A 16,760-nucleotide genomic window follows, 5' to 3' on the forward strand; every position below is an offset into this window, starting at 1 on the left:
CCGCTGCGCGGATCTCCTGGAGTCGCTCTAGCGCTGGGCATTGTCCAGCCGCTCCTTGAACATGCGCTTCAGGTCCTTGTTGAAGCGGGCCCGCCCGTCCACCTCGGAGGGCAGGATGGCGCGGTTCAGCGCATCGGCCAGCAGCGCGTTGTCGAGCACCAGCGATTTGATATGCGGCGCCTTGAAGATCTTCTCCAGTTCGCTGCGCGAGAAGTGGTTGCCGAACCATTTGCGCTTGTGCTTGTTGGCGACCAGTGTGATCGAGACGCCGTTGCCGCGCAATTCGCGGATCTTCTTATAAAGCCGCTTGCCCTGCCTGAGCGAGGCGACATTGAGCTCGAAGACGATGAAGATCTCGTCGCTGGTACGCAGCACCGACTCGTGCCACGGCGTCTCGATGTTGGGCAGGTCGATGACGATGTCGTCGAAGCGGTAGGCGACGAGGTCGAGCAGGCGGAAGACGAAATCCGCGCCGCGCGGCTCGAACGGCAATTGCGGCCGCTCGAAGGAATAGAGCGTGAGGCCGGACGGCCGCGACAGCTTGATGACATCCATCAGCTCGACATCGAGCCGCTCGGGCTGGCCGATGATGCCGGCAAGGTCGAACTGGTTGAACTGGTTGAGATAGGCGCCGCAATTGGCGCTCTGGAAGTCGAGGTCGACAAGGCAGGTCGAGGCCGCCCGCTCGGCCGATTTCGAGGCGAGGTGCTCGGCCGCCGAGATCGCCAGCGTGGTCGCGCCGGCGCCGCCGCTGGCGGCAATGAAAGTGACGATCCGGCTCTTGGTGCCCTGGTTGCCGGTGTCGTGGAAGGTGACGGCGTTGAGCAGCTCCTTGGGGTCGAGCGGCTTGTGCAGCCAGTCCGACGCATTCATGCGCACCAGCACCCGCGTCTGCTCCGACGTCAGCTCGCCCGAGACCGCGATCAGCGGCACCGAAGCCCAGGCCGAGCGCGCCTCGACGAGCGCATTGTTGCCGAGCAGTTCGCCATCGCCGAGATCGAGGATGATGATGCCCGGCCGCGCATCGACCGGCGGCCCCTTGAGGAACTCGACCGCTTCCGAAACCCTGACGTCGTAGATCGCCAGCGCGTCGAGCCGCGTGGTCACGTCGTGCCTGAAATTCGCATCGGACGAAAACAGCGCCACCTGCTTGCGTTTCGTCGGCAGGACTCTGGTGTCGATGGCGTTCATGGCGATGTACTCTTTAAATCTTCACCCGTTACTGTACTCAGCATGGAAGGCATGGTCATATTGCCGAACCCGAGCAGACCGCCCAGAAAGAAGAACTGGAATTGATGGTTGACGATGCTGACCGTGATCGTCGGCACCGGTCCGCCTGGTCGTGTCCAATAGCCCAGACCGGATGCCTGATATTGTATCCTGACTTCGGATTTCTTGAGCAGCGGCAAGTATGTCTGCATCCCGGCACGGGTGCTGCTGCCGCTGAAGATCAGATCGAAGGCCGCCTGGCTCACATTCAGATTTTGACAGGTAGCACCTGCTCCGCAAGTACAGGAAGCAACCCCTGCGCTATTGGCGGTGCAGATGTAGTTGTAAGTATTTGCCGCCACTGCGGTACCGACTTTGGTTACGTCGCTTTGCGTCAGCGTCTCGGATGAGAGTCCGCTGGCAACGGGAGTGGAAATCTGCGCCAGCCGAGCGCCCGCCTGCACCGCCTTGTTTGCCGCGTTCCATTGATAGAAAGCATAGCCGAAGTCGACGAAGCCAAGAAGCAGGGTCAACAGCAGCGGCATTGCGATAGCGGCTTCGATCATCGCCGCCCCGGACTGGCAGCTCCAAAACGGGTTGCGCGGCGTCACCATCCGAAGACACGCTCCTGATGGGCCACGCTGAGAGTGAAATCACCAAAGCCGAGATAGGACCAGAATCCGAGATCGGGATACGTATACGACGTGCTGACCGTCACCACATCGACGGTGCTCTTGCTGCTGAGATAGATCTGGGTAGGGGGTGTGGTGGTCGTATCGGTCGCCGCAATGGATGTCTTTGCAATTGTGACTTGTGCCGGAAGCCAACCAGTTACCCTGGCGCTGGTGCCGTCGACCGCGCCATAGGCCGCGAGCTTTTGCGCCAGACCCTTGCAAGTGTCCCAATCGGTGCTGCAGCGCGCCATGTAGCGAGCCGCATCCTCGACGCCGGCCTCGAGAAGCAGACGCGTGTTCAAGATATTGGAGAACTCGAACACGCCGGCTGACAACAAAAGCACGAAAGGTGCGACGATCGCCATTTCGACCAAAGCTGTGCCGTCCTCGTCGCGGCGGAACAGTTGGGTGATGTGGCCGAACTTGGTCATGAGACTCACCGGTAGAGTTGTGCTTCGTTCCGGAGAGCCTTGTCGAGAGTGCCGTTTCCTAGCGGACCGTCGACGTCGACGATTTCAAGGCTAATGGGCTTTTCGGCAGCGGTGGAGTCTTCGTCGCTTTTCGTGTTGTCTTGCTTTTGCACAGGACTGTTCACAAAAATGCTTGCATATCCATCCGGCTTGAGCTGGATGTGCCCATTTATCTTGGACTGGTTCGCGATGCAGTCGACAATCGCCATGTTCAGCAAGCGTCGGTCAGGATCGGCAGTAGGCGTGTCACCCTTGAAACATGATGGAGTGCCGCTCTCCTTGGACGGGCTCGGCGACTTGTCGCCGACAAGACTGTGAGAAATCTCGTATTTGTAGACGTCGTAGCGAGACGCGGGATGAGTCGTATCGCCGGTCGGGTAGCTCGCGCTCGGGATCGAAGGATAGGCGGCGCCGTTGTGGTTTATGCTCCAGTAGGTGCTCCAAAAGCTTTGGGCGCTGATTGGATCACTCATCCCCGTTGAGCTGTTGTAATTGGTACCGGGGGGGAGACCCATTGCCGAGCCGTCGGTGGCCGCCGTGAACTTATTGCAATTGCTGGTCTTATCGGCACCTTTGCGCACGTTGCTTGCGGGGCGATAGTTCCAGTCCTTATTGTACTTGCTCAATGAGCTGCTGTAGATGTCGAAGCGGACATTCAGCCCAGCATTCACCTGGCCCAAGGTAACCCCTGTCTTCGTTGTCAGCTTGTCGCGCTGATAGCAGGTGCCCGCTGTGCCCATTGCGATTGCGTCTCGCACCGAAGTCAGGTTGTTGTCGATCAGCCCAAAGTTGCCAGGACCGGGGTTTGAGTCCACTTTAAGAATGCGAAACTCGCGGCTGTAGGTATCGCCCGATGCGAACGCTTGCTGGATCGTCTTGCTGGTTGCGGGTGTGGCCGTCTCAAACGGGTTGCACATGAAGATCGGCACGGTTTCGCAGATGGACTGGGTGAAGCCGGCCACCGCCTGCGGATCGATATCCATGGTGTCGCTGCCACCATTAAAACTTGCTGGAAAAATCGTCGCGAAGGCACCCGCGCCGTCAGTGAGGCCGGAGGGGTTCACCGTCACTTCCGCGAATGACACAGCCTTTGGATCAGTGCTGGCCCAGTTCACGCCGTTCGAATCGACACCGGCGGCGCCTAGTCGCGTGTCGTCGCTGGCAGGTATTCCAGTCAAATAGGTTACCGTTACGTCGGCCAGGGCGAGTTGGTGATCGCCAGCTGTCGAAAATAGCGTTCTGTTGGCGAGGAGATTGGTGACGGCCCTATTGGCCCTGGTGATGCTATCCGATCTGCCGTCGAGCTCCGCCGCTGCGGCAAGGGCCAGCGCGTCCACACCTTTCTGCAGGTCGTTATGCAGTCCGGTGGCCCGGCTCATGTCGATAGTCACCAATGCAAAGCCGACAAGCACCGGCAGCATGATGGCGACCAGGATCATCGCTATGCCGCGTTGATCGTTCCAGAATTCACGAATGGTCCTCAACATGATCTTACTCTCTGTTCCATTCGTGCCAGGCGCCTCGCTCGCCTGACGCACCGCATCCTTCTCCTTAAATTCACTGCGTGCCGGACGGGCCGACATTCACCGTCATGTTTGTCGTTGGCGCCGGCGCTGGCGGGAACTTGTATCTCTGAACGACGCCGACGGACCGCGCCCCATTGCCTTCGATCTTGGTATTGTTGGAAGCCGGGTTGTAGGGATCAACCGTCTGCAGCAACTGGTTGGCTTTCTGCGAGTCTCCCGCAGCCAGCGTCATCGTGTCGTAATTGTTCAGATAGTCCGCCGCGCAGCCCACAAGCAGGCTGGAGCCGAGAAGGACGAGCAGGAGCTTATTTCTTGACATAGACCAGCTTGTCCTTCGATTTCACATCCAGCATGTGGCCGTAAGGGCCAGTGACGCCGTCGCCATGCTCGTACTTCCGGATCATGTCCTTGCTGACCTCGAGCTGGCCGAGCAGGAACAGCTCCGGATCGTTGGCGGGCTTCGTCTTGTCGAAAGGCGTCGCCAGTTGCTCACCAGGCTTCACTGGCCGCACGATATGCGGCGTGACGATGATCACCAGTTCGGTCTCTTCCTTCTGCGTGCTCGAATTCTTGAACAGCGCGCCGATGATCGGCACCTGGCCGAGCCAGGGCACCTGTTCCTGCAGCCTGGTGTTCTTGCTGGAGAGCAGCCCACCCACCGCGAAGCTCTGGCCGTCACGCAGGTCGACCGTGGTCTGCAGCTTGCGATTGGTGAAGATCGGATCGCCGGCAGGAGTGAAGCCGGTCAGGTCGCTCACTTCCGGCGCCAGCTTCATATGGATCTTGCCGTCATCGAGCACGACAGGCGTGAAGTTCAGATTGACGCCGAACTGCTTGAATTCGATTCTCACCGCGTCATTGAGGACGGTACGGATTGGCACCTCGCCGCCGGCGTTGAAGCTCGCGGTTTCACCAGAAGCCGTGGTGAGGTTTGGTTCGGCCAGCGTACGCACGACTCCCTTCGACTCCAGCGCCTCGATGATTAAGTCCACTTTGATGTTGCTGTCGATGACGCGGGTGATCAGCGCGCCGAAGGGATTCGAGGTCGATAAAAGCCCGGTGACCAGATCTCCGGGGCCGAGCACTACATTGTCCTTGTCGACAGCCGCGATGCCGGTGCCCGTCCGCGTCGTACCGCTCCCATTTGTGCTCCTGATCGACACCCCGAGATCGCGGTCTGCGTTGCGTTTGGCTTCCAGAATGCGCACCGAGAGATTTACCTGCTCGCTGTCGTCGATGGTGACGGCGTTGATAATGGCGTCAGGACCATATTGCTGCGTCACTTCAACGATGGAGGCCAGCGTCGCGGCGTCCTTGACATGGCCGCTCAGTCGAATCTTGCCGTTGATCGAGCCGATTTCGATGCGAGCTTTCGGCGCCACCTGGCGGATCGCGGCCGCCATGTCGCTGACATCCTGGCCGACCTCGATCTGGATGGCGCCGAGCGAGCGCTTGTCTTCGGAAAACAGGTTGACGGTGGTGGTGCCCACGCTCTTGCCGATGATGTAGAGCGTCTTGTCGGTCATCGGCTGGGCGTCGGCGATCTTTTCGTCGCCGACGACAATATCGCCAAGCGTGGCATTGACCTGGATCGTGGCGGATTGGGAAACGGGCACGAACACGCGGTGCAGCGACGGGCTCGACACATCGATGAAGCGGTCAGCCGCGTGAGCCATTGGGCTCAACGGCAACAATGCCCAGGACCAGGCCAGTGCAGCCGCGGCCAGTGATCCCCGGAAAATGCGCATCTGGATCATCCCCCTTACAGACTCACTCGGATCCCCTATCCGAATGCGCCGTTTTCTATTTTTGTCGCGGTACGTCGTATGTTTCGAGCTTCACGCCGCGAAACACGCCGATTGTAGCGCGGGCGGGAGGCTCCGGCTGCACATATTTGACCACTTCCTTTACAACTTCCTTAGCTTGTGGCGCGGGCGCCACAGCGGGGGCCGGTTTCACCTTGCTCATCTGATCGAGTTGACTGCCGACGCGCTCCACTGCTTTGGCGAGGCCGTCCATCTTCTCGTCGGCCTGCTTGCGTGCGGCTTCCTCCGCGGCCTGCCTGTCAAGCTCGGCCTGACGCTTGGCCACATCGTCCGGCGTGTCGCCGGTCAAATCGGCCAGCGTTACACGTTCGGTCGTTTCGCCTTTGCTGCCCGCGACTTGGCGAAGCGCCAGCGACAGCTGGCCGGCGCCGGCCGCTAAAGTCAGCTTCTGCGCATCCTTGGTGCTCACTTCCACAGTAACCGCTTTCACCACTTGCGGATTTTCCTTGCTCTCGTCGGCAACCTGGTCGACGGCAAGCACTTTCACGCTTTGCAGCAGCACGTCCACAAAACTTTTGTCGGCGCCTTGATCGCTGCGCACGGTGCGAGTGAGCAGAATATCCACCCGATCACCAGGGAAGACAAATCCTGCAACGCCCAGCACGTCGTTCACGCGAATGGAAACGGCTTTCATTCCTTCAGCGAGTACGGCTGACAGCGTTGCGCGCTGTCCGGCGCCCGTGATCTTGCTGGCCAGAATCGGCTCGTTGACGCTGATCGGCTGCAGGGCCTGACGGCTCCCGTTGCCGGCCAGGGCCTCTTTTACTGTCTTGAAGGCTCCCGCCGGCACCGCTCCGGCCGGCCACGCAATTTCGCGCAACTTATCGACGCTCAGCGTGTCGCCGAATTTCAGCGGCATTGCCGCGACCACAATGCTGCCTGCTTGCACGCCGTTGGATTGCGCAAGCGCATTGCGCTGGCCCGCGAGCCAAATGTTGACGAGGACGACCGCCAGCACACCGAAGATGCCGGCGAGAACGATCATGACGATTGTGTTGGCGCGCATAACCCCAAGCCCCGAGCCAATGAGCGGGATAGGTCCCGCCACCATTAAGTTCAGGCCCGGATTACACAATCCGGGCCTGATTCTTCAAATGATCAAGAACCCGCACCGCTGGCGCAGGAACCGATGCCCGAGTTGTCCATGGCGCTGCACAGACCCGAGAAGCGGCCCGTCACCCAGCCCCCGATACCGATGACGAAGCCGATCGCGGCGACCGCGATGATGCCGATCAGGATCGAATATTCGACCATAGCAGCGCCGTTTTCATCGTCGCGGAACTGCCGGGTCATCGTCATGAGCTTTTTCATGCCAATTTCTCCCTTTGGAGGTTTGAACCCGACGAGACAGAGCCAAGGAATGAACCCCATACCCAAGCATCCCCCGTCACGTGCAATCCTTGTCCCGCAAAAAAGCCGAGTCAAACGGATTAACAGTCCGTTAACCTTTCAATACTCGATTTGAGGGTTTCTGATTTTTTACAAGAGCTTGATTCGCTTGATTTTTCAAGCGATCTTAACCATTCGTTCATAATTCTGCCTCGTTCAGCCGAAGGTTCCGCCACATTAGGGATGACGCATAAAACATTATATCTGGCAACTTACCCGAACAGGCAGGCCTGAGGCGACCAAGGTCCTAAGACTTTGGTCTGCACACCGGGAGCGAGGAGAAATAGAACAATTTCCCAAATACGGTTTTCTTAACTATGTCGCAAGTAATACGTCTAGTGTGTCCTCTACGCCGCTTGTGCCCCTCGTGGTTAACGCTTAGTTTCGATGTTGGGGAAATCAGAAGGGGATCGGCGGCATGTTGGGTCGCTTCATCAAAGGGCCGGGAGAGCAGCGCGTGCCGCCGACCACAGTTGTCGCAACAGCAAATGGACCGGCCGTTGTCCCAGCCGCGGAAGCAGAACCAGAAAGTGACGACTTCCTGACGCTCAAAGTCGAACTGCATCGCCATCTTATCGACCGCTTCAACCTGACCGCTCTTGAGAATGCCACTAAGGACGAGATTCTCAATGAGATCCGGCCGATCGTTCGTGAATTCGTGCGCGGGCGAAATGTACCGTTGAATGCGCGGGAGCTTGATCAACTGACCAGCGATACGGCGGACGAGATGTTGGGCCTGGGTCCGATCGAGCCGCTGCTCAAGGACGACTCCATCACCGATATAATGATAAATACGCATGAGCGCGTCTTCATCGAGCGTCGCGGCGTGATCGAGGAGACCTCGATCCGTTTTCGCGACGAGCCGCATCTTCTTCGCGTCATCAACAAGATCGTCTCTAACATTGGCCGGCGCGTCGATGAATCGTCGCCAATGGTCGATGCACGTCTCGACGACGGCTCGCGCGTGAATATCGCGGTGCGGCCGATCTCTGTTGACGGCCCGCTGGTGTCGATCCGAAAATTCTCAAAAAATCCGTATTCGCTCGAACGATTGATGGCATTCAACTCGATCCGCCAGCCGATGATCGACATGCTGCGAATTGCCGTTCAGGCGCGCAAATCAATCCTGGTCTCGGGCGGCACCGGCAGCGGCAAGACGACGCTGCTCAACGCGTTGTCGAGCTATATCCCGGCCAAAGAGCGCCTGGTCACCATCGAGGATGCTGCGGAGCTGCAATTGCAGCAGCCGCATGTAGGCCGGCTGGAAACGCGCCCGCCTAATGTGGAGGGTAAGGGCGAGGTTCGCCAGCGTGAATTGGTCAAGAACGCGCTGCGCATGCGGCCGGATCGCATCATCGTCGGCGAAGTGCGCGGCGAGGAAGCATTCGACATGCTGCAAGCCATGAACACCGGCCACGAAGGCTCGATGACGACAATCCATGCCAACACGCCGCGCGATGCCATATCGCGCCTGGAGCAGATGGTCGGCATGGCCGGTATGCCGATGACTCATGAGTCTATTCGCGCTCAGATCGCCTCCGCCATCGATATAATCGTGCAGACGCAACGACTTTCCGATGGCGGCCGGCGTGTGGTCTCCATCTCGGAACTGACCGGTATGGAAGGCAATGTTGTCCAGTTGCAGGAAATCTATCATTTTGTCAGGCGGGATCTGGCCGCCGACGGATCGATCATAGGGGATTTCCGGGCGACCGGGGTTCGTCCGCGGTTCGCCGCCGAGGCTGCTACGCTTGGTCTCCACTTCGGCAAGGATGTGTTCAATCCGCAGGTTCCCTTGTAATGCTCACTGGACAGGCGCTTCTCTATTTTATTTATGCCGTTGCGGCGGCTTCCGTCATTCTTGCCGGTGAAGCCTTTTATCTTTCGCTGGCCGGTCGACGCTCACGTTTCGCCGCGGTCAATCACAGGCTTCGCCGCCTGGCTGATGAAGCGCCGGCGGAAAAGACGTTAAAAAGTTTATTGCGTGAGCGCGGCCTGACCGAAACCGGAGATTTTGTATTCGGCTTCGTGTGGCTCAATCGGCTGTATACACAGTCCGGAATCACCGGGAATCCGCTGATTTTTGCCGCGGTCTTCCTGCTTGCCGGGTTCGTGATTGCGCTGGTGCTGACACTGTTTTTTGGCTTTTCGGTTGTCGGGGCGGTGATCGCGTTTTTGCTCGTGGGTCTTGCGCTGCCCCTCCTTTTCCTTCGGCGCGCCCGCGGCAAGCGAATCCAGAAGTTCGCCAAGCAGCTCCCCGATGCCTTGGACATGATTGTTCGTTCGCTGCGCGCTGGGCACCCTGCTTCTGTTGCCATAGGTCTCGTTGCTCGTGAGATGCCGGACCCGCTCGGAACAGAATTTGGCATCGTCGCCGACGAAATCACCTTCGGGCTCAGCATGGAGCAGGCTGTAAGGAAGCTGTCGGAACGCGTGGGTTTCGAGGGACTGCATTTGCTGACAGTTTCCTTGTCGATCCAATCGAAAACAGGCGGAAACCTCACCGAGATACTCGCCAATCTTTCGTCCGTTCTTCGCGAACGGCAAAAATTGCGGATGAAAATCAGAGCGCTCTCGGCTGAAGGGCGAGTCTCGGCATGGGTTATCTCTCTGTTTCCCCTTGCAATGTTCCTGGTGCTGCAGGTCATTGCGCCGTCGTACTATGGAAAGATTTGGCATAGTCCGGTTATCTATCCGGTGTTTACCGTCTTCGGCGGGTGGGCCTTGCTCGGCGACTACATCATGTATCGCATGGTCAATTTCGACTTCTAGGAGTGACCATGGGCCTGCTGTCGAACATGAACGACCTGACCTTTCTGGTCTCACTCGCCGTCTTCGCGGCGGCGGTGGCTTTGTTCCTGTTCGCCGCACTGGTCCTCATGCCCGCAATGCAGACCCGGAAGCTCGTTTCGGATAGCCTTTTGGGCGAAGGCTCAGTCGACCCGCGGTCCATTCTCGGCCAGGATCAGCGCGCCAGGCTCGCAGCGCAGAAGCCGATTGATGCCTACTTCAAGGCGGTTGAAAAGGAACACATGCAGCCGGACGCGCTTGAGGCGAAGCTTTTCCGTGCTGGTTTCTATCAGAAGACTGCACCTTTAATTTACACCCTCAGTCGCCTCGCCTGTGTTTGCGTGGGCTTTCTGATCATGTATGCGCTCTTGTCCTGGGTGCTGCCCCCGCGACTGCCCGGTTTCGTTCCTTTGGCCGGCTCCGCGCTGCTCGGCCTCGCTTGCGTCGTCATACCGAGCATCATGCTGGATCGTTTCGAGAACACGCAGAAGCAGATCTATCGTCGCGCCTTTCCAGATTTCATGGACATGATGATCACCTGCGCCGATGCGGGCATGAGCTTGGAGGCAGCGGTCGAGCGGGTCAGCCACGAACTCGCCGGCACCCATAAATGGCTTGGCATCCAGCTCTCGATCATGAACCTGCAGCTGCGTGCGGGCAAGCCGCTGCGCGAGGCGCTTCGTGAGCTTGCCGATCGTATCGGCTTGGAGGAGGCGAAGGCCTTGGCGGTGCTCTTCCGGCAGTCCGAAGAACTCGGCACCAGCCTGACGGACGCTTTGCGGGTCTATAGCGCCGAGATGCGCGACCAGCGCATCCTCCAGGCGGAAGAGCGCGCCAATTCTTTGCCCGTCAAAATGATGATTCCACTGGGACTTTGCATTTTCCCTGTGGTGATGATGGTGATAATGCTACCGGTCATCATTCGTATGAAGGGCATTTTCTTCTAAACCGTCATATGCTTTAGGTTCTGAAACTGAGTCGGAGGGCTCCTTGGGGCAAAAGATGACAAGGCCGACGCGCCTCGCCGCCGCAGCCAGCGTGCTGCTGGTCATGCTCGCCGGCTGCCAGTCGACCGACGCCACCGGCGGCGTCGTGCGCACCAACGAGCCGGCAAAGGGCGACTACACGGCCTTTGGCGACACCTTCGACGGACTGAAGACGATCAGCGACGTCGACTACTATGCTTCGGACCAGGCGGTCACCGAGGCCAAGACACAATTCCGTTCCGAGAACTACGGCAACGCCGGCGCCCTGTTCTACAAGGCGACGCGATTGGCTCCCAATGACGGGGTCGCCTGGCTGGGTCTCGCTGCCTCCTGCGACCGCATTCGGCGCTTTGATCTTTCCGACATGGCCTATAGCCGGGCCTATCGCCTGCTCGGCGCGACGCCGGAGTATTACAACAACGTCGGCTATTCCTATCTGCTGCGCGGCAAACTGCAGGAAGCGCGGACGAATTTCCTGAAGGCCTATGAGCTCGCGCCCAACGATCCGACCGTGGCCAACAATCTGAAGCTTCTGTCGTCCAGTGTGAAAAACATAGAGCGGTCATGAGCCTTTTGCTTGCCGCGTCGCTGTTGCTTAGGGCGCTCGCCATGCCGCTCCTCGGCAAGATCGCCTGGACCGATTTCACGACGCAGAAGATCGCCAACCGTGACGTGCTGCTGCTGATATGCCTCGGTCTCGGTTCGCTCCAGCTCGTGTCCGTTCAGACCGGATCATGGTGGGACATGGGCCTGAGCGCGATCGGCTGTATCCTGTTGTTCGTGGCGCTGTTTCCATTTTGGGTTCTACGCAAGCTGGGCGCAGGTGACGTGAAGCTGATGGCGGCCGTGCCGCTTCTGATTGGCGGAAACGGCCTTGTCGTGTTCACGATTTTCCTGCTGATCTTCGCGCTGGCGACCGCGGCATTGGTGAAGAATCCCTTTCTCCTGCCGGCGGGTGCCTTCCGCCTCTACGTGCAGCATATGGATAGGAAAGGTGTCGTGCCATTCGGCGTGCCGATCTCGGCCGCCGCGATCTGCGCGATCCTGTTCCAGATCTATGGCGGTGTGATGCTGGCCAGCAGCTCGGGGGTTCTGCAACAGCTTAACTAGCGTTTAGGTCCGGGGGGTCCTTTCATGTCAATAGCGAGGCTGGCGGTTCGCAGCAGTTCGGCGGCGTGGCGCGCCAATCAACCATTCTTCGTGACGGTGCTTGCCTATATTCTGATCGCACTGACAGCAGCGGCGCATTGGAAAATTGTTGTTGACGTAAAACTTTACAATAAAAATTTCTTGTTTTTTGGGTCTGTAGTGACCCTGATCCTTGTTGTCGTGGTTTGCGGTCGGTTGATCATTGAGCGGCCAGTGCAACCGTTGCGCGCCATAAAGAATGTTATGCTCTCCAATAGGCTGGCGGACCGAATTACAGTCGGATTGCCGGTTGCGCTCGCCCTGCCGATCTTTTTCTCGATGTTCACCAGCATTAAGGAAGGTATCAGCAAGATTCAACCATTCTATGCCGACGCGCCTCTGACCGCGATCGACAGGGTAATTCATGGTGGGATCGATGCCTGGAGATTTTTTCATCCTTTGCTTGGCTTTGGCCCCGTCACTTTCTCGTTGAACCTTCTTTACAATCTCTGGTTTGCTGAGGTTTTCATCGTTTTGTTCTGCGTCGTTTTTTCGACCTGGAACGAGCGACTGCGTTCACAATTTCTAGTCACATTCGTCCTCACCTGGGTCTTGCTTGGCAACATTTTGGCGGCGGCCTTCGCTTCAGTCGGACCGGCATTCGTCATGCCCTTCTACGGCGACGGTACGTTTTCTCCGCTGATGGACTACCTTAAGGCGACCGATATCACCTATCCCGTTTTGGCGCTGGATACGCAGAGCTATCTGCTGACGAATGCCGGACTTGATGGTCCACGTCTGGGCAGCGGCATTTCGGCCTTTCCGTCGGTTCATGTCGCTACCGCGACCTTGAACGCGATCTATCTCTGGCGTTTTGGCCGAGTGCTGAGGTGGGGCAGCATCGCGTTTCTAATCGCTATCCAATTGGGATCGGTGCATCTCGGCTGGCATTATGCTGTCGATGGATATGTTTCAATCCTTGCAACATCCGCCATCTGGGCCGCCGCCGGTTGGCTGTCGAAAAACTGTCCGCGCCCAGAGGCTTGATGATCGCCAAGTTCATCTCAAGAGCTCCGAAGACGCCGATGGTCGGTCTTCAACATGTCTGTTCGGACTCCTGGCACGCCAACCGGCCATTCTTCGTGACACTGGCGGCTTACGCGGTGGCGGTCGCCTTTGCTGCGAACTATTGGCAAATTCCACTCGATCCTCAGATCTATAGCCAACCATTCCTGCTGTTCGGGGGCGGAGTTGCGTTTATCCTCTTTGCCACCGTCGCGACGCGGGTAATGCTTGAACGGCCAGAGCGGCTGTTTCCTGGTCTGATCCGTCGCTTGTTGGAAAACGACTTGCCCAACAGGCTCGTCATAGGTTTGCCGGCCGCCTTGACCTTACCTGTTTTCTTTTCTCTTTTTACCAGCATGAAGGGCGGCCTCAGCAGGATAGTGCCCTTCTATGCCGACCCCACGATTGTCGCCATCGACAGGATGATCCATGGCGGCCGGGATGCCTGGAGGATATTGCATCCTCTCCTCGGAGCAGGGCCGCTGACCTTTGCCCTGAACTTTCTCTACAATCTCTGGTTCGTTGTGATGCTCGTCGTGCTGTTTTGCGTAACCTTCTCGACAGGCAACAAGCGTCTTCGGTCGCAATATCTGGTGGCTTTTGTCCTGACCTGGGTGCTTCTGGGGAACGCAGTAGCGACCATTTTTGCTTCGGTCGGACCTGCCTTCATCATGCCCTTCTATGGCGACGATACGTTCTTCCCACTGATGAATTATCTTCAGGCGACAAACGCGGTCTATCCCGTGTGGGCTCTTCACGCGCAGGGGAATCTCCTTGCCAACGCCGCCCTCGATGGTCCACGCCTGGGCAGCGGCATATCCGCATTCCCTTCGCTCCACGTGGCGGTTGCCATGCTCAACGTGATCTATCTATGGCGTTTTGGCGGGATACTGCGTTGGGCCGGCGTGATCTTCCTGATTGCCATTCAATTGGGCGCCGTGCACTTGGCATGGCACTACGCCATTGACGGGTACGCCTCCATGCTGGCCACGCCGGTCATCTGGATCCTAGCGCGGCGGCTTTCAAAAGATCCAGTCATGGCTACCGCAGAATATGCGAGATCCGATTTCGATTTCGGCTGACCTTTTTCAAGGCGCCCATCTCGACGGACCTGCGCCGCCACCGATGCGCCGCCCACTCTGGCGCCATATCACCGCGGTCGCGATGATCGAGAAGTAGCCGTCAATGGCATAGTGCCAGCCGAAATACACTGAGCCGAAGAGGATTATGCCTGCATAGATCCACGCTACGGCACCCACCCGCCGATTCAAGCTCGAAAGGAAAAGGGCGTTCAGCACGGCAATAGCGACGTGGAAGCTGGGCATCGCCGAAATACCTGTCCCGATCGAGGCCTTGTGGGCCGTGTACGACGAATATAGATAATCGGTGATGCGAAGGGTGTCCGGTCCGGAATCGCTTGCCTTAAGCGATCGGATAAGGTCCTCGAACACATCCGGATCGAACAGCCGGTCGTAAAAGATCGGCCCTGCGGACGATGCCGCCAACCTCACGGCCATGCCCAGAATGACTGCGCATGTGATCAGCGACAGGAAATAGCGCTGCCGCTTTGGGGCGTCGTCGAGCCAGGCCGCCACGACTACGACAGCGGCGAGCACAACGAACCAAAGCTGCGAATACAGCATGTAGAGTGCCCGATCCGCAACGTTTGGAACCGGCACGGCGCGCGCCCATCTCCATGGACCGCCGAAATGCAAAACGGTGTCGATCCTTGCCAGGAATTGATCGGCGAAGAACGGCACCAGCTGCGAGAATTCATGCTTATACGCAGTGAATGCTGCCAGGCAAAGTATGAAAATTCCAAGTGTGATTGTTGCGCCCGGGCCGCGCGACGCCAGTTTGTACCGTAGCCAGCTTGCTGGAGCTCGCGGTTGGCTGATGACTGCTGCAACGATCAGCCCGATCAGGATCAGGAAGGGCAGCAACAGATAAAGCAGCTTCAGCCTGACCGCGCCAAGCGCAGAAAAATAGGTGACTGGGAACAGATAGGCCGCAAGGCCGGCATAGCACAGGCCAAAGACTGCGAGCTTCGCGGAGACTGAGAACCGCGATCGTTCGGCCGCTATGTCAGACGCCATTTCCATCGCCGCACCGGCTTTTTCTTGATAACGGGCAGAGGCGGCGGCTCGCCGGAGACAGCTGGTCTCGGGTCTTCAAACATCAGCCGTTCGGCAAGCGCGACGGCGCCAGCCCCAACCGCGCCGACAACAGCCAAAATCAGAAGCTTTCTGAGAAAATCCAACGGCCACCACCCGAGTGAAATTTCAAAACCCCACGGTCTGCTTCTCGACCAGCTTCAGTCTACCCTTTTCCACCTTGAAAAACGGCATCGATCTTTGGCTCGAGCCGTCGGCGCGGAAGCGGAACAGGCCGGTCGAGCCGCGGAAGCCGCTGGCGTTCTCCAGCACCTGATTGGAGAAACCGTTCGGGCCGACAGAGCTTGCTATGCCTGCCGACAGCGCCACCATGTCATAGGCGTAGGCGACGTTGACGTCGGGCTGATAGTTGTAGGTCGCCTTGAAACGGTCGGCGATCGGTCCGGTCTCGCTCTGGTCGAGCGTCGCGATATAGGCGCCGTCATAGAGCGGATCGATCGGGCGCTCGAGCCAGCGCTCGGTGCCGATCAGGTTCACGGCCTTGCCCGGTATACCCTTCGCCTTAAGCGCCGCCAGCACGGCGACAGGGCTGCCGTCGCCGCTGGCGACGACGACGGCGTCGGGCGCCTCGACCAGCGAGCCCATGTCCGACACCACCTTGGCGGCGTCCGACGCCGAATACGGAAGCGTCACGGCAAGCGTCGCGCCATAGATGCTGAGCGCGTTGGCGACCCGCGCCTCGACAGCGCCGGCGTTCGCGCCCGCCGGCACCAGGAGCACGAATTTCTTGGCGCCCTTGCTGGCGACCGCTGCCGCGCCCGCCGCCGCGCTGTCGGCTTCGCTCAGCCGCACCGCATAGACGCCGGGGCCGCCGGCGAAATTGTCGGCCAGCGCCAGCACCGGCGGCCGCTGCGTGCCGGAGAGCTTGGCAAGGTGCTGTGCCGCTGCAAGCTCGGCCGGCCCGATGACGATTTTCACGCCGCCCGAAGTGATCGCCTTCACCGCCAGGTCCTTGGCATAGCCGCTGTCGCCGCGCGTGTCCTCGATGGTCAGCGTCACCAGCTTGTCGCCGAGATCGGCCATTGCCAGCCGCGCGGCATCATACATCTTCCTGCCGTTCTCGCCCGCGCTGCCGGGGGCGGAGAGCGGCAAAAGCATGGCGATCTTGGTCGAGCCCGTGCCGAGCGTCAGATTGCCCTTGGGGGCGGTCGCTGCGGAACTGGCGGTCAGCTGCGCGGGCGCGGCGGTGTTGGCACCGGCCTGGCTTGCCGGAGCGGCGATCGCCGCGGGATCCAGCACCTCCGATGCGCCGTTCTTCGACTGGCAGCCGGAGATCGCCGCGACCACGGCAAGGGCGAGCGCCGGGGCCATTCCAGGAAAAGTGCGCAGCGGTTTCCCGTCCGCGATTGCGCAGAAACGCATAGCCGGACCAGTTCGGCGTTTCCCGGAAACGATGAACCGCTCCAACGCTCGCGAAAACCCGCGTCGGAAACGCCGCGCCACGCCGGCATGCGTGGCGACCCACGCCGGGCGCACGCAAGCGTCGGCCTCGGCGCAGGCTGTCTTGGCCATCATCGCAGCTG

At 59.2% G+C, this 16,760-nt stretch carries 18 protein-coding genes; 7 read left to right on the top strand and 11 right to left on the bottom strand.

Annotated features, from left to right (window positions below; translation table 11 throughout):
* Positions 1-27 precede the first annotated feature (27 nt).
* From CK218_RS03620 to CK218_RS03655, 8 genes are all read right to left on the bottom strand, one after another.
* Positions 28-1,191, bottom strand: coding sequence for an AAA family ATPase (locus tag CK218_RS03620; protein ID WP_095802502.1), 1,164 nt, complete (start codon positions 1,189-1,191; stop codon positions 28-30).
* Complete coding sequence (locus CK218_RS03625; RefSeq protein WP_095826894.1) at positions 1,188-1,823, bottom strand: TadE/TadG family type IV pilus assembly protein; 636 nt, start codon at positions 1,821-1,823, stop codon at positions 1,188-1,190. The genes CK218_RS03620 and CK218_RS03625 overlap by 4 nt, the downstream gene beginning before the upstream one ends.
* The gene (locus CK218_RS03630) at positions 1,817-2,314 is read right to left on the bottom strand and encodes a TadE/TadG family type IV pilus assembly protein (RefSeq protein WP_095826895.1); all 498 of its coding nucleotides are present in this window, start codon (positions 2,312-2,314) and stop codon (positions 1,817-1,819) included. The genes CK218_RS03625 and CK218_RS03630 overlap by 7 nt, the downstream gene beginning before the upstream one ends.
* Before the next feature lie 5 nt (positions 2,315-2,319).
* Positions 2,320-3,936 carry a pilus assembly protein TadG-related protein gene (locus CK218_RS03635; RefSeq protein WP_095826896.1) on the bottom strand — a complete coding sequence of 539 codons (1,617 nt, stop codon included), beginning with the start codon at positions 3,934-3,936 and terminating at the stop codon, positions 2,320-2,322.
* Positions 3,911-4,198 carry a hypothetical protein gene (locus CK218_RS03640; RefSeq protein WP_095826897.1) on the bottom strand — a complete coding sequence of 96 codons (288 nt, stop codon included), beginning with the start codon at positions 4,196-4,198 and terminating at the stop codon, positions 3,911-3,913. Before CK218_RS03640 ends, CK218_RS03635 begins: the two co-directional genes overlap by 26 nt.
* Positions 4,185-5,627: a type II and III secretion system protein family protein gene (locus tag CK218_RS03645; RefSeq protein ID WP_095827204.1), complete on the bottom strand. Its 1,443-nt coding sequence runs from the start codon at positions 5,625-5,627 to the stop codon at positions 4,185-4,187. The genes CK218_RS03640 and CK218_RS03645 overlap by 14 nt, the downstream gene beginning before the upstream one ends.
* Before the next feature lie 55 nt (positions 5,628-5,682).
* Positions 5,683-6,711, bottom strand: a complete 1,029-nt coding sequence (gene cpaB, locus CK218_RS03650; protein ID WP_095826898.1) for a Flp pilus assembly protein CpaB — start codon at positions 6,709-6,711, stop codon at positions 5,683-5,685.
* A 92-nt stretch (positions 6,712-6,803) separates the two neighbouring features.
* Positions 6,804-7,016, bottom strand: coding sequence for a Flp family type IVb pilin (locus CK218_RS03655; RefSeq protein ID WP_095776422.1), 213 nt, complete (start codon positions 7,014-7,016; stop codon positions 6,804-6,806).
* A 496-nt stretch (positions 7,017-7,512) separates the two neighbouring features.
* On the opposite strand from CK218_RS03655, the gene CK218_RS03660 reads away from it, so the two are divergent.
* The 7 genes from CK218_RS03660 to CK218_RS03690 are packed head-to-tail and all read left to right on the top strand — an operon-like array spanning position 7,513 to position 14,145.
* Positions 7,513-8,895: a CpaF family protein gene (locus tag CK218_RS03660; RefSeq protein ID WP_095826899.1), complete on the top strand. Its 1,383-nt coding sequence runs from the start codon at positions 7,513-7,515 to the stop codon at positions 8,893-8,895.
* Positions 8,895-9,866, top strand: a complete 972-nt coding sequence (locus CK218_RS03665) for a type II secretion system F family protein (protein ID WP_095826900.1) — start codon at positions 8,895-8,897, stop codon at positions 9,864-9,866. Before CK218_RS03660 ends, CK218_RS03665 begins: the two co-directional genes overlap by 1 nt.
* An 8-nt stretch (positions 9,867-9,874) precedes the next feature.
* Positions 9,875-10,831 (top strand): type II secretion system F family protein, encoded by a 957-nt coding sequence (locus tag CK218_RS03670; RefSeq protein ID WP_179294423.1) that lies wholly within the window; start codon positions 9,875-9,877, stop codon positions 10,829-10,831.
* 55 nt (positions 10,832-10,886) lie between these two features.
* Complete coding sequence (locus CK218_RS03675) at positions 10,887-11,438, top strand: tetratricopeptide repeat protein (protein ID WP_095826901.1); 552 nt, start codon at positions 10,887-10,889, stop codon at positions 11,436-11,438.
* A gap of 41 nt (positions 11,439-11,479) precedes the next feature.
* Entirely contained in the window at positions 11,480-11,980 is a 501-nt protein-coding gene (locus CK218_RS03680; protein WP_245434878.1) for a prepilin peptidase, read from the top strand.
* Positions 11,981-12,004: 24 nt separating this feature from the next.
* Positions 12,005-13,045: a phosphatase PAP2 family protein gene (locus CK218_RS03685; protein WP_095826903.1), complete on the top strand. Its 1,041-nt coding sequence runs from the start codon at positions 12,005-12,007 to the stop codon at positions 13,043-13,045.
* Positions 13,045-14,145: a phosphatase PAP2 family protein gene (locus CK218_RS03690; protein WP_095776417.1), complete on the top strand. Its 1,101-nt coding sequence runs from the start codon at positions 13,045-13,047 to the stop codon at positions 14,143-14,145. Before CK218_RS03685 ends, CK218_RS03690 begins: the two co-directional genes overlap by 1 nt.
* Before the next feature lie 6 nt (positions 14,146-14,151).
* On the opposite strand, the gene CK218_RS03695 is transcribed toward CK218_RS03690, so the two are convergent.
* From CK218_RS03695 to CK218_RS03700, 3 genes are read right to left on the bottom strand one after another with little or no spacing between them, the layout of a single operon-like run.
* Complete coding sequence (locus CK218_RS03695) at positions 14,152-15,159, bottom strand: phosphatase PAP2 family protein (protein WP_179294424.1); 1,008 nt, start codon at positions 15,157-15,159, stop codon at positions 14,152-14,154.
* The gene (locus tag CK218_RS29935) at positions 15,144-15,323 is read right to left on the bottom strand and encodes a hypothetical protein (RefSeq protein WP_143749002.1); all 180 of its coding nucleotides are present in this window, start codon (positions 15,321-15,323) and stop codon (positions 15,144-15,146) included. The genes CK218_RS03695 and CK218_RS29935 overlap by 16 nt, the downstream gene beginning before the upstream one ends.
* A 22-nt stretch (positions 15,324-15,345) precedes the next feature.
* Positions 15,346-16,752, bottom strand: coding sequence for an ABC transporter substrate-binding protein (locus tag CK218_RS03700; RefSeq protein ID WP_348628710.1), 1,407 nt, complete (start codon positions 16,750-16,752; stop codon positions 15,346-15,348).
* Positions 16,753-16,760 lie beyond the last annotated feature (8 nt).

This window comes from Mesorhizobium sp. WSM3879 (genome assembly GCF_002294915.1).
Classification (GTDB): domain Bacteria; phylum Pseudomonadota; class Alphaproteobacteria; order Rhizobiales; family Rhizobiaceae; genus Mesorhizobium.